Origin of the sequence: Anaerococcus porci (genome assembly GCF_034090325.1) — a bacterium.
GTDB lineage: Bacteria > Bacillota > Clostridia > Tissierellales > Peptoniphilaceae > Anaerococcus > Anaerococcus porci.
On sequence record NZ_JAXDSU010000067.1, the window covers coordinates 1 to 13897 of the forward strand.

Here is a 13897-nt window from a genome sequence, read left to right on the forward strand (position 1 = left end):
TTTATTATCTTATCTTTTCTTTTACATAATCACATGAGTTACATTTTATCTCATCAGTTGACCTATTTTTCTTGTGAACTAACAAGTCTCCACACTCAGGACACCTATCTCCTGTTGGCGTATCCCATGTAGCATAATCACAAGATGGAAAATTTGAGCAACCATAAAATCTTTTGCCTTTTTTGGATACTTTCTCTATAAGCTCTCCATCATTACACTTAGGGCATTTTACACCTGTGGTTTTTATAATTGACTTTGTAAAATTACAATCAGGAAAGTTTGTACAACCTATAAATTTACCATTTCTACCATGCTTAATTGCTAAAGGAGAACCGCATTTAGGACATTTTTCATCAAGAATTTTATCTTTTACTTTATAGTCATTTGTATCTTTTGATACAGCATTTAAGTCTTTTTCGAACCCTTCATAAAATCCTTTAAGTACATCTTTCCAATAAACTTCATCTTGAGCTATCCTATCAAGCTCATTTTCCATCTTTGCTGTAAATTCTACATTTATTACATCATTAAAGTTTTCTTGTAAAAAGTCATTTACCCTTATGCCTAGTTTAGTAGGTAGTATTTTTCTGTCTTCAAACTCAACATAATTTCTTGAAATAATTGAAGCTATGGTTGATGAGTAGGTAGAAGGGCGACCTATTCCATATTCTTCTAATACCTTTACTAAAGATGCTTCTGTATAGTTTGCAGGTGGCTTTGTGAAGTGTTGATTTTTTGTGATACTTGTTGCCTTTATTACATCACCTTTTTCTAAATCTGGTAAGAAATTTTCATTTTCCTTAGACGAAGATACCTTCATAAAACCATCAAATAAGGTAATCTTTCCACTAGCCTTAAATACTATTCCATTTGAATCAAGCGATATAGATGTAGATAAGTATTCATAGTCTGTCATTTGGGATTGGACTACCCTAGTCCAAATCAGCTTATATAGCTTGTATTGTTGGTCTGTAAGGTAATCTTTTACCGAAATAGGGTCATTGTATATAGATGTTGGTCTAATCGCCTCATGGGCATCTTGAGTCTGTTTTGACTTCTTGGAATAATTTCTTCCATTTGAAGCATACTTACTTCCATATTTTTCCTTAATATATGATAAACTTTCTCCAATAATCTCACTAGAAAGTCTTGTAGCATCAGTTCTCATATAAGTAATAAGTCCTACTCTACCTTTATCTCCAAGGTCAATTCCTTCAAATAGTTGTTGGGCAAGGCTCATTGTGTATTTGGTGGAAAAACCCAGTTTATTTGAAGCATCTTGTTGCAAAGTTGAAGTAGTGTATGGTTTTTGAGCCTTTCTTTTTTTCTTTGTTTTAGATATATCAACTACTTCAAACTTATCCTTATCTATTTTATTAAGAATTTTATCAGCTCCATTTTCATTGGATATTTTTATCTTTTTAGATTTTGTTCCATAAAATTCTGATTCAAATTCTATCTTTTCTTCTTTGTGCTTAGCGCTTATTGTCCAATATTCTTCTGGCTTAAAAGCATCAATTTCCCTTTGCCTATCTACTATAAGTTTTAGTGCTACTGATTGAACACGACCTGCTGAAAGTCCAGATTTAACTCTTTTCCAAAGAATAGGAGATATTTCATAACCTACAATCCTATCCATCACCCTTCTAGCTTGTTGACTATCAACAAGATTTTGATCAATTTTTCTTGGATTTTTGATAGCATTTTTTACATTATTTTTAGTTATTTCATGAAACTCAACCCTATTTTTTTCATTTTTATCAAGACCCAATAGATATTGTAAATGCCAGCTAATAGCCTCACCTTCCCTATCAGGGTCTGTTGCAAGATATACATTTTGAGCATTATCCGCTTCTTTTTTGAGCTCATTTATAGTCTTCGCCTTTCCCCTAACCTTTATATATTTAGGTTCAAAATCATCTTCAATATCAACTCCAAGCTTAGATTTTGGCAAATCTCTAAGATGCCCATAGGTTGCCTTAACCTTATAGTTTGAACCCAGCATCTTAGTTATAGACTTAGCCTTAGTTGGAGACTCTACAATTACTAAATTTTTAGCCATTTAATCACCCTTACTTACGTATTCATTATTTCCTATATTTTCTATATAATCTTTTAACTCTAAAGAAATGAGTATATAACTTACATCTTCAATTGGAAGTGATAAATTAATTGAAATATCATCCGCACTTGAAGATGGATTATCGATTATATACTTTACTACATCTACACTATCTTTATCAAGTAAATCTAGGTTTAAAATAGTTTTTTTTGTCTTTAAATTTTTAAAATCTTCAATCTCATCTATTATATCACTTGCATCCATAACAAGTTTTGAGCCTTCTTGAATTAGCTTATTACAGCCTTTTGAATATATAGAATTTATATTTCCAGGAAGACAAAATACATCTCTTCCTTGTTCTAGGGCAAAGTTTGTTGTAATCATAGTTCCTGATTTTTCTTTTGCCTCTATCACACAAACTCCTCTACTTATGCCTGAAATAATTCTATTCCTTCTAGGAAAATTATAAGATATTGGTTCTGTTCCTAAAGGAAATTCTGATATAATAAGTCCTTCATTTTCCATTTTATCATAAAGAAATTTATTTTTTTTAGGATAGATTTTATCTATTCCACAACCTAAAACACCAATTGTTTTTATACCATTATCAAGGCTTACCTTATGACTTATAGCATCGATTCCATAAGCAAGACCTGAAACTGTTCTTATATTAGTATCTTTAAAACCTTCCACAATCTTCTTAGTTGCCCATTTACCATAGTCGGTGCACTTTCTAGCTCCAATAAAGGCTATAGCATATTTATCATCTTCTTCTATTTCACCCTTATAGAATAATAAGGCTGGTTTATCATATATATTTTTTAAATTTTCCGGATAATCTTTATCATAAATTGTGGAAACTTTATAAGAACCTTTTATAATTTTTTCCTTATAATATTTGAAAGATTCAAGGTTTTTCGGACTAAAAATTTTGTCATAATTTTTCTTACTTAGCTTATTAAAAATTTTCCTATCAAGGTCAAAAAAATTTTCCATATCAAGATTTTCACAAAAATCAAGTATTAAACTATTTTGCAAGTATATAAAATTTAAATAAATTAATAATTCTCTCTTTTTCATGTCAATCACCAAAGGCGTTTTTTATATAGTGGATAATTCTTTCTTCAAGATAGACTTCACAGACATCAAATGATATTAAAAAAGAATCTAATTTTTTTTCAATTATATAAGCCTGAGCTGCCTTTTTTATCCTTTCTTGTTTAAAATATCCTACATCAAGGCTTGCCCTTTTAAATTTATCATTTTTTCTTGTCTTAACTTCAACAAAAGATAAAATATCATCTTTTACAGCAATTATATCAATTTCTCCAAAAGATTTAAGATAATTTTTATCAAGAATAGTATAGCCATTTTTTTCCAAGTACTTAGATGTCAAATCTTCTCCAAAGTTTCCTATTGACCTTTTTTTAGTTTGTGTCATAAAAAAGAAAGCTGCCTTTCCTTAAATTTCCTTAGAAAAGTTTTTCTGTGAATTGGACATTCTCCATATTTTTCTAAGCCTTCATAGTGCTTTTTAGTACCATAACCAGCATTAGTTTCAAAAGAATAGTAAGGGTAAATTTTTGCGAAATTTTCCATTATCTTATCCCTTCTTAACTTAGCAAGTATTGAGGCACAAGATATGCTATATTCATATAAATCACCTTTTACTATATTAAGTTGCTTTATATCAGTTTCTATTCTTTCAGCATCAATTAGTACAATTTCAGGTCTTATTTCAAGTTTTTCTAAGGCATCTTTCATAGCAATCTTTGTAGCATTCTTTATATTTTCCTTATCTATAAGTATATTATTGGCATAGCCAAAGGCATATGCCACTGATTCACCTATAATTTTTGGAGATAAATCTTTCATTTTCTTTTTAGACAATTTCTTAGAATCAGTAACTCCATTAATATGGGAGTCCTTTTTCATAATGATTGCACAAGTTACAACCGGCCCTGCTAAAGGTCCCCTTCCTACCTCATCTATACCTGCTATAAGATCATATTTTTCGTGAATTTCCTTTCTTATATTATCATTAAATTCAGAATAATTAAGCTTTTTCAATGGTAATCCTTCCTAATTTTCCACTTCTAAAATCATTGAATATAAGATTTGCACATCTTGTGTAATCTACTTCTCCCTTTCTTATAATGGCTCCTCTTTTAATTGCTATTTCATCATATATATCAATAGGCATCTTACTCGAATCTATTTTATACCTTTCTTCTAGGTTTTCTGGGTATGATTCTTTCATAAATTCTATAAATTTAAGGCAAAGCTCCTCTATATTTAAGATCTCATCTTTTATGGCATTAGTAAAAGATAGGGCAAGTCCCGTTTCATTATCAAACTTTGGCCATAAAACACCCGGAGTGTCCAATAAAAGTATATTGGAGTTTGTCTTTATCCATTGTTTTTGTTGGGTAACTCCAGGTCTATTTCCAACCCTAGTTCCCTTCCTTTTAGCAATGTTATTTATAAAAGTAGATTTTCCTGAGTTTGGAATACCTACTACCATCATCCTTATATTTTCATTTTCTATTTGTTTTTCTTCATTTTTCTTAAATTTATCTTTCAAAATATTTTTGGCAACTTTATAAATTTTTCCTGTATTTATAGGCTCTTTGGCATTGATTTTTAAAGCGTTCAATCCTTCATCTTCAAACTTTTTTACCCACATCTCATTTTCTTTTGGGTCTGAAAGGTCTGTTTTATTCATTATAATAATTGTCTCTTTATCCTTAACAATTTCAGAAATAAGCGGATTTCTTGATGATTTGGGAATCCTTGCATCTATAACCTCCAAAATTATATCTACTAATTTCAGAGATTTTTCTATCTCTTCCTTTGTTTTTTTCATATGGCCTGGATACCAATTTATATTCATAATTCCTCCTAGCTTTTTATATAAAAAATCTTAATTTTTATTTGTTAAGCATTTATAGATGTATAATTTTTAACGATAACTATTTATATTTTACCCTTTTAATTTATAGTCTAATTATCATTTTTATTATATAAATAATTTCACATATATTTATGCAATATTATCACGTTTATAATATATAAAGAAATGACCCAAAAGGGTCATCTTCAAGTTAAATCTTTGATTTTTATTATATCTTTTCTAGTATATCTTTCCCATAATAATATCTATATTTATCCTTAGCTTCAAATGTAAAGCCTATTTGAATCTTATTTTTATCCTTAAATGGTCTTATATTTATTATATCTTTTTCTTTAGTCTTTAATTTAAAGGCTATATTTTTTATTATATTAGACCTAGTATCACTTATATATGTATTATCAAATTCTCTAAGTTCATCAAGACTATCAAACTCAAATATAATATTTTTAGGATGTTTATGAATATACATATTCAAATCATCTATATGCTCTATATAAATACTCTCCCACAATTTATCAAAAGTTTCTTCTTTATCGTATTCATCTTTTAAGATAGAAATGAATTTTTTGCTAAAATCATTTGACCAGAAGACATAGCCTAGCATAATCCAAGAATCTTTGCCACCTATTTTTACATTTTTAATCAATCCATCATCAAAAGTATCAATACACCATTCATCAGTATATCCTTCTACATATACTGATGAATAAAATGAATCATCAACTTCTATCTCAAATGGATTTTCTAAAAAATAATTATCTGATGAACATATATAAGAATTACCTAGGTAATCTCTAACCGCATATATACTAGAATTATTATTTCTAATAAGATAATCTTCATTATAAACAAGCTTTACACTAAATTTTTTTTCAAGATATGAAAACCTATCAGCCTTATAACCTGTTACAATTATTATTTCTTTTACACCTGCTTCTTTTAGCTGCCTAATTTGTCTTTCTATTAATATTTCACCCTTTACCTCTATTAAAGCTTTTGGTTTTTCAAAGGATAAAGGAGCAAACCTACTCGACATTCCTGCAGCAAGTATTATTGCATTATCTACCCTCATTTACCTTTTCCTTAAATAAATTATAATAATCTTTAGCATAAGCATATTGAGCTATAGCATATTCTCCAAAATCCACTCCAAGATTTTTCTTAAATTCACACCAATTGCTCCACAAAAGGCCACAAGCCGCTATATAACAATATATTTTAAGCCTTGTATCAAAAGGACATTTATCTTCAAAATATATATCTATAAGTCTTTCCACTTCCTCATTATTATAAAGTGCATATATACAGAACATAGCAATGTCAACATCTGGATCTTGCATACCAGCATATTCCCAATCAATTAATCTTAAATCATTTGTGTTTGTAAAAAGAAAATTATCACAAACTGCATCTATATGACATAAGATTTTTCTTTCTATATGCTTACCTATATAATCTTTTAGAGAAAAAACTTTTTCTTTTGTTTCCATATAATCTCTATAAATAGATTTTTTCCCTTGCCACAAACTTTCATAAAAATCTATTTGTTTAAAAATATCAAATTCATGAGAAACTTCTAGATTTAATTTGTGGAAGTCTTTTAATTTTTTCATACATAATTTTAAATCATCTACATTACTTGGATCACATACCCTTGATCCTTCTAAGTATTCTGTAATCTTGTATCCATTGGCTGGATTTATATATATTATATTATCACAAATTCCTCTACCATTAATTTTATCATAAACTTCTGCTTCTTCTTTTCTATTTATTAGTTGGTCTGTACCCTCACCAGGAATTCTCATAATATATTTTTTATTTTTACATTCAAACAGAAAAGACCTGTTTGTCATACCTTTTTTTAAAATTTTTATATTTTTTATGTCATCTTCTTTTGCAATTAAAGCCTTTGTAATTGTATCAATGGCATCAGATTTTAGATGATTTGAAGTGCTATCAATCTCCCTAAGTTGTTCGTAGGTATTGATTTCTATTACTTTCTTATGATCAACTTCTCTAGCATAAATCGGTATTTCATCTATAACATATAGGGCTTCTTCCCAAAAACAATCATTATATTTACTATCTTTATCCATTTTATTAATATTTGATACTAATTTTTTAGAATTTTCATCCGTTAGATAAGAAATACCAATTATAGTATTTCCTATATCATCTGTTTTTATAAGTTTACCATTCTTATTGATTTTGACTTTGCTTTCCTTATTTTTTTCATTAGTAATCATATACCAAGAATATAATTCGTTTTTTCTAAATAAATTTTCATTTAAATAAATGTCAGAAGGAATTATATAAGTATTTGATATTAAATTACTAGCTAAATTTAGGGAATGAAGATTATTTTTAATATTATATTCTTCATTAATTATTAATTTTACACCATACTTGTCAATTAAGTATTCGAATTTCTCCTTTAAAAATCCAACAACTATAGAAATGTCAACTATTCCTATCTCTTTTAACTGCCTAATTATTCTTTCAATTAAAACTTCACCCTTTATCTCTAATAAGGCTTTTGGATAATCGCTATTTATTGGCACCATTCTCATTCCAAAGCCTGCTGCTAAAATTATGGCGTTTTTGGGAGACTTATTTTTAATTGCTTTTTTTGCCATATCACATAAGTTATATCTTTTATCAAGATGTCCTTTTTTAATTAAGCTTTTTAAAGATTTATTTACAAGTTCAAGTGAATATCCACATCTTTTAGATAAATCTGCTTGACTTACAAAGTCTACATCTTTTATAGATAATAATATATCCATTTCAATTTTGTCCATGATTTCCCTCACTATCTTTTATTAATTAATAATTTATTTTATATAGGCTAGTAAAACTAGTCTTTGTTAAGAAATATTTTTGTAAAAATCAGTAAAGATACTGATAATGTATGATTGTAATAAAGCTTTATTTATGTTTTATCTTAAGATATGAAAGCATATAATTAAGTTCTTTTCTAAAACATAGAATTGCCGTTATTAGGTATACTACAAGAACTATTACACTATCCTTCCCTGCTCCTATAATAAAATGTATAAATGTTGGCTCATCAATTTTAGTTATACTAGAAATTCCTATTGATATAAGTGTTGCTATTCCTATAGATAAAATTTTTTTATAAAATATTCTTTGTTTTCTATTCTTTAATATCTTCTTAGTATAATAAACATGAAATACCATCCTATATAGCATGGCACAACTTGTACCTATAGCTACTCCCAAAAGTCCAATCTTATTTACCAAAATTATCGAAATAATAATATTTATTATTGCTTCTAAATATGCCGGAATAGTGATTTCTTTAAATTTATTAGCAGTATATGCTAGGCTTAAGTGTGGATATTTTAATAAGTATAAGGCTTCTGATAATACTAACATATAGCCAAATAATGGCCTATAGTAGTTAGCATCTGTGATATTTTTTGTATATAGCATGACAAATGGGGTTATTTGCAAGGCTGCTACTGTAAAAAGACCTCCTACTAAAAAAAATATTATAAATTCATACATATCCATCTTTTGGTTTAATTCTTTAGCATCTCCCCTTGCATAGGCTTGTCCAATAGTAGGCTCTATTCCAGAAGAAATGGAATTTATTAAGCTTCCAAGTCCATTTGTAACTAGTGCATAAACATAATAAATTGATACTGACTTTAAATTAGAAAATAAAGTCAAAATAGTTATATCTGTTGATGTATGGATAAAAGCTGCAACATTTATTGCAAAGCCATTCCACCTATCTTTTAATAATTCATTATCATATTTTTCATTCCAAGAAATATTATAAGTCTTGTTTACATATCGTCTATACATTATAGGTTGTAATAAAAACATTGATCCACTAATAAATTTCAAGATGTGAATATTTGGATATATCTTGGCACTTAAATAAGTAAATGTTATATTTAAAATTATTATTCCAATTTGAGTAAATGATATAACATATAATTTCTTATCTGCTATCAACAATGTTTTTAATGTCAGAGAAAACATATACTGAATAAACAATGTTAATGATAAAACTATAGTTAATAAAAATACATAAAAAAAGCCAAAATCTTTATTTATAAATATTGGATATATAATAGCCAGTACTATAGAATATATTATAAAAATAAAACCTATAGTCTTATAAAACTTATTAGTTGTCACCAATATACGGCTTATCTTCTTCTCATCCTTTTGTATTAATGGCTTATATAGTGATGCATATATAACTCCTGTTATACCACCTTCTACAAGAGAAATATAACTTAGAAATTGAGTTAAAGATGAAACCAAACCATTAACTCTAGATCCAAAATATAAGAGAATTATTTTAGGTATTACAAATCCACTTATTATTGTAAAAACCTGTAAAAGCAAAGCTGAAATGGAATTAAGTAATGTTATCCTATTCTTCATATTTCCACGCTCTTAATCCATGTGTTATCCTATCTTCAGCTGGTGGTATTTCCATATAATTTCCATAATTTACCTTAAGATAAGTGTCATAATCTTTTATTCCCCTTACCTTTATATTTTCAAAGTTATAATCTATATATGAATCAAATAATTTGGCATCAACTAGCTCTTTTTCACCACTTGTGCCAAAAACATTATTAGCTAAAAACTTTGATTCTTTTATAGATTCTGCAAACTCATCTAACTTTCTTGAATAGTAAGAAGAGTTTTTTCTTTTTGCAAATTTTGCTAATATACTATTTGCTAAGCACTTCTTTGCATGAGATTCCCAGCCCTTTTCATAAAATCTTGAAAAATAATAAAATTTTCTATAGTATTTATAGATAATGGCAAAAAATATTTTTTGAAAGTGATTAGGTACATAATCTACTGGAAAAACATCTATCCACAAATAGTCATCATTATAACCACCATTGATTTCTTCACAAACTTTGATATTATTATTTACTATTTTTAAAAATGGTATTTCGTTATTGTTTAGGCAAATTCCTTCGACTGATATTCCTTCTTCTATTTCATTTTTTTTCCTTAAAAGACTTAAAAATTTATTATACTCAGATCTTTTCATAGAAATATCAATATCATCATCCCAAGGAATGAATCCCTTATGACGAACTGCTCCAAGTAAAGTTCCATAAGAAATAGTATATTCTATTTCATTTTTTCTTAAAAATTCATCTGTCTTTTTTAAAAGTTCAATTAATTCTTCTTGGATTTGACTATGAGTCAATTCATTTTTTTTATTCATTAACTTGTCTCCTACATTTATTATTAATTATTTACAATATTACAATTAATAATATAAAAATATTCTTAACATTAAATTTTAACTATAATTTTACTCAAATATTACATTATATACCTTATTATAGGAAATTTACTTAATAATTTCAATATAAGCTTAGATTTATAAACATTTACAGAAAACTAAACTTGAGTTAATAAAGACTTTCTTAAAAAAATAATATATAAGTGAATAATAAAAGTTTTAAGATACAAAAATTTATAATTGTCTACATTTTTCAGCATTATAAAACCCCTTAATTCTCGTAAGATTAAGGGGTTTTGGATATAAGCTTAATAATTTGTTTTTTCTTTAACCTTAGCAGCTTTACCTTGACGTTCTCTTAGGTAGTTAAGTTTAGCACGTCTTACCTTACCACGTCTAACAATTTTAAATGCTTCTAATCTTGGTGAGTGATATAGGAAGGTTCTTTCAACTCCTACACCATAAGAAAGTCTTCTAAGTGTGAAAGTTTTTCCGAGATTTCCTTCTTTGATTTTAATTACTACACCTTCAAAGTCTTGAAGTCTTGTTTTATCTCCTTCTTTGATTCTGTAGCTTACTCTTATAGTATCTCCAACTCTAAAGTCTGGATTATCTTCACGTAGTTGTTCATTTTCGATTTTTTTAATTAATTCCATCGTGATCCTCCTTGATATATCTATCGTATAAGTCTTTTCTTACTCTCTTAGTCTTTAAAAGAGATGATTTTTTTTTCCATTCTTCTATTAGTTTATGATTACCACTTATAAGCTCTCTTGGAACCTGATAGCCTCTAAAATTTCTTGGCTTTGTGTACTCATCATATTGTAATAGTCCATTATAGTGTGAATCAGTAACTAGGGACTCTTTTTTTCCTACAACATCATCTATAAATCTAGATAGAGAATCTATAAGTACCATGGCTGGGATTTCACCACCTGTAAGTACATAGTCACCTATCGAAACTTCATAATCAACATAGTGATTAGTAATTCTTGCATCTATTCCTTCATAGTGTCCACACAAGATTACCATATCTTTAAAGTCTGCGAATTTGATTGCTAATTTTTGCGTTAGGATTTCTCCTGCTGCAGACATATATATAACTTTTGATTTTGAAGTTTTATTAGCAATAAGTGCATCAAATATAGGGTCAGGCCTCATAAGCATTCCTGCTGCTCCACCAAATACTGTATCATCTACTCTGTTGTGTTTGTCCTTGCTATAATCTCTTATATTTACAACATTAATTTCAATAAGTCCTTTTTGGATAGCCTTGCCTATTACACCATAGCTTTCTAAAAATTTAAAACTTTCTGGAAATAGTGTAAGTATAGTTATCTTATTCATAATCTTTGAAGTTTTCTACTTCTATTTTTTTGTTTTCTAAATCAATATTTTTAATTGTAGCATTTAGGGCTGGAAAATATACCTCTTTCCCATTTTTTTCTATTACATAGATATCATTAGGATAAACACCTGTTATAACATCTACCACACTTCCTATTTTCTCTCCGTTTTCATAGACCCTAAGTCCTATCAAATCAAATAAATAATACTCTCCATTATTTAAATCTTCTAAGTCATTTTCATCGATAGTAAGTTCGTGTCCAATAAACTTTTCTACCTCATTAATATCATCATAGTTCTTGAGTTTTATAATAATACTACCCTTATGCTTAAAAGATGATTCAATAACAACTTCCTCATCATCTAAAAAAAGTTTTGAGTCCTTATTAAACCTATTTTCATTATCTGAATATGATTTAATCTTAAGATTTCCTCTTATTCCATGTGTATTAATTATCTCTGCTACAGTTATTTTCATATTTTTATATTAACTTTGACATCTTCCTTAACTGCACAAGCACGAGCTATATTTCTAATAGAATTTATAATATTTCCACCTCTACCTATAACTCTTCCTTTGTCTTTTTCAGCTACATTAATTTTAATGTCAACTTCTCCATCATTTTCGTCTACTATTATTCCTACAGAGTCCTTATCTTCTACAAGCTCTGTGACTATTAGTTTGACTAAATCTTTCATTTTTTTAATCTTTAAGCTAAAACGTTGTTGTCATTGAATAGCTTTTCAACTATTGATGTTGGTTTTGCACCATTTTTAATCCATTGTTTAGCTTTTTCATTATCAATTTTAAATTCTTTTGGTTCTGATATTGGATTGTAATAACCAATTTCTTCAATGAATTTTCCATCTCTTGGACTTCTAGAATCTGCTACAACTACTCTGTAAAATGGTCTTTTCTTTTGTCCCATTCTTTTTAATCTAATTTTAACTGCCATTATAACCTCCATAATTAAAAGAAAGGCATATTAAACTTTCTTTTACCTTTTCTTCCTTTTTTCTTCATATTAGTAAATTGTTTCATCATTTTCTTAAGTTCTTTAAATTGCTTTAATAGTTGATTTAATTCTTTCATATCAACACCTGAGCCCTTAGCAATTCTTTCTTTACGACTTTTGCCAATTATCTCAGGTTTTTCTCTTTCTTCTTTTGTCATAGAAGAAATTAAAGCTTCAATCCTTACAAATCCACTGTCATCAATATTTACATTTTTAAGCATCTTATTATTGACACCTGGAATCATAGAAAGTAAATCTTCAAGCGGCCCCATATTCCTTATTTGATTTATTTGTTCAATAAAATCATCTAAAGTATAGGACTGATTTCGCATCTTTTCTTCAAGCTCTTTTGCTTCTTTTAAAGAAACTTGTTTTTCTGCTCTTTCTATTAGAGATAGGACATCGCCCATACCAAGTATTCTTGATGCCATCCTATCAGGATAGAAGGCTTCTAAATCTTCTAGTTTTTCTCCTGTACCTATGAATTTAATTGGCTTTCCTACAACTTCTCTTATAGAAAGTGCAGCACCACCTCTTGCATCACCATCAAGCTTAGTCAATATTACTCCTGTAATATCTAAGTAATCATCAAATGTCTTTGCAACATTTACTGATTCTTGACCAACCATGGCATCAACAACCAAGAGTATTTCATTAGGTTTTACACTTGTTTTTATATTTCTTAATTCATTCATCAAATCTTCATCGATTTGAAGACGTCCGGCTGTATCCATGATGACAACGTCATTGTTATTTCTTCTTGCATATTCCTTAGCTTCTTGAGCAGTTTTTATAGGATCTTGTTTACCCCTATCAAAAACCTCAACTTCAGCTTGCTTTCCTACAACTTTAAGTTGTTCAATGGCAGCTGGCCTATAAATATCTAAGGCTACTAAAAGTGGATTTCTACCTTCTTTTTTAAGTTTTTTAACAAGTTTACCAGAGTGGGTTGTTTTACCTGAACCTTGAAGTCCTACCATTAAAACAACATGTGGTGTAGAACCAGTAAGCTCAAGCTTGGAATTTTCCTTTCCCATAAGATTTGTAAGTTCATCATTTACAATCTTTATAACTGTCTGTCCTGGGGTTAGTGAACCCATGACATCTTCACCCATTGCTCTTTCTTTGATTTTTTTTATAAATTCCTTAACTACCTTGTAATTAACATCTGCTTCAAGTAAAGAAAGTTTTATTTCTCTGGTTGCATTATCGATGTCTTTTTCGCTTAATTTTCCTTTTCCTGTAAGTTTACCTAAAGTGTCTTGCAATTTTTCAGAAAGACTTGAAAAAATCATATTTTC

General features: G+C 28.3%; 15 protein-coding genes. All 15 read right to left on the bottom strand.

The genetic code is table 11. From position 1 onward, the window contains the following. Window positions 1–4 precede the first annotated feature (4 nt). Window positions 5–2062, bottom strand: a complete 2058-nt coding sequence (gene topA, locus SOR60_RS07265; RefSeq protein WP_320595604.1) for a type I DNA topoisomerase — start codon at window positions 2060–2062, stop codon at window positions 5–7. Beyond that, window positions 2063–3142 carry a DNA-processing protein DprA gene (gene dprA / locus SOR60_RS07270; RefSeq protein ID WP_320595605.1) on the bottom strand — a complete coding sequence of 360 codons (1080 nt, stop codon included), beginning with the start codon at window positions 3140–3142 and terminating at the stop codon, window positions 2063–2065. A gap of 1 nt (window position 3143) precedes the next feature. Continuing rightward, a complete protein-coding gene (locus SOR60_RS07275) occupies window positions 3144–3503 on the bottom strand; it encodes a YraN family protein (RefSeq protein ID WP_154541637.1) in 360 nt (119 codons plus the stop codon). Then, window positions 3500–4132 carry a ribonuclease HII gene (locus SOR60_RS07280; RefSeq protein WP_154541639.1) on the bottom strand — a complete coding sequence of 211 codons (633 nt, stop codon included), beginning with the start codon at window positions 4130–4132 and terminating at the stop codon, window positions 3500–3502. Before SOR60_RS07280 ends, SOR60_RS07275 begins: the two co-directional genes overlap by 4 nt. Beyond that, complete coding sequence (ylqF, locus tag SOR60_RS07285; protein ID WP_154541641.1) at window positions 4119–4955, bottom strand: ribosome biogenesis GTPase YlqF; 837 nt, start codon at window positions 4953–4955, stop codon at window positions 4119–4121. Before ylqF ends, SOR60_RS07280 begins: the two co-directional genes overlap by 14 nt. A gap of 229 nt (window positions 4956–5184) precedes the next feature. Next, a complete protein-coding gene (locus SOR60_RS07290; protein ID WP_320595606.1) occupies window positions 5185–6048 on the bottom strand; it encodes an NTP transferase domain-containing protein in 864 nt (287 codons plus the stop codon). Then, window positions 6035–7780: a phosphotransferase gene (locus SOR60_RS07295; RefSeq protein ID WP_320595607.1), complete on the bottom strand. Its 1746-nt coding sequence runs from the start codon at window positions 7778–7780 to the stop codon at window positions 6035–6037. Before SOR60_RS07295 ends, SOR60_RS07290 begins: the two co-directional genes overlap by 14 nt. A 127-nt stretch (window positions 7781–7907) precedes the next feature. After that, window positions 7908–9404, bottom strand: a complete 1497-nt coding sequence (locus SOR60_RS07300) for a lipopolysaccharide biosynthesis protein (RefSeq protein ID WP_320595608.1) — start codon at window positions 9402–9404, stop codon at window positions 7908–7910. Further along, window positions 9394–10212, bottom strand: a complete 819-nt coding sequence (locus SOR60_RS07305; RefSeq protein WP_320595609.1) for a LicD family protein — start codon at window positions 10210–10212, stop codon at window positions 9394–9396. The genes SOR60_RS07300 and SOR60_RS07305 overlap by 11 nt, the downstream gene beginning before the upstream one ends. Window positions 10213–10541: 329 nt before the next feature. After that, the gene (rplS, locus tag SOR60_RS07310) at window positions 10542–10889 is read right to left on the bottom strand and encodes a 50S ribosomal protein L19 (protein ID WP_154541651.1); all 348 of its coding nucleotides are present in this window, start codon (window positions 10887–10889) and stop codon (window positions 10542–10544) included. Then, window positions 10876–11580, bottom strand: a complete 705-nt coding sequence (gene trmD / locus SOR60_RS07315; protein WP_154541653.1) for a tRNA (guanosine(37)-N1)-methyltransferase TrmD — start codon at window positions 11578–11580, stop codon at window positions 10876–10878. The genes rplS and trmD overlap by 14 nt, the downstream gene beginning before the upstream one ends. Beyond that, entirely contained in the window at window positions 11573–12058 is a 486-nt protein-coding gene (gene rimM, locus SOR60_RS07320; protein WP_154541655.1) for a ribosome maturation factor RimM, read from the bottom strand. Before rimM ends, trmD begins: the two co-directional genes overlap by 8 nt. Further along, window positions 12055–12279 carry a KH domain-containing protein gene (locus SOR60_RS07325; RefSeq protein WP_154541657.1) on the bottom strand — a complete coding sequence of 75 codons (225 nt, stop codon included), beginning with the start codon at window positions 12277–12279 and terminating at the stop codon, window positions 12055–12057. Before SOR60_RS07325 ends, rimM begins: the two co-directional genes overlap by 4 nt. Before the next feature lie 11 nt (window positions 12280–12290). Continuing rightward, window positions 12291–12536: a 30S ribosomal protein S16 gene (rpsP, locus tag SOR60_RS07330; RefSeq protein ID WP_154541659.1), complete on the bottom strand. Its 246-nt coding sequence runs from the start codon at window positions 12534–12536 to the stop codon at window positions 12291–12293. Window positions 12537–12550: 14 nt separating this feature from the next. Then, on the bottom strand, window positions 12551–13891 hold the full coding sequence (ffh, locus tag SOR60_RS07335; RefSeq protein WP_154541661.1) for a signal recognition particle protein: 1341 nt from the start codon (window positions 13889–13891) through the stop codon (window positions 12551–12553). Window positions 13892–13897 lie beyond the last annotated feature (6 nt).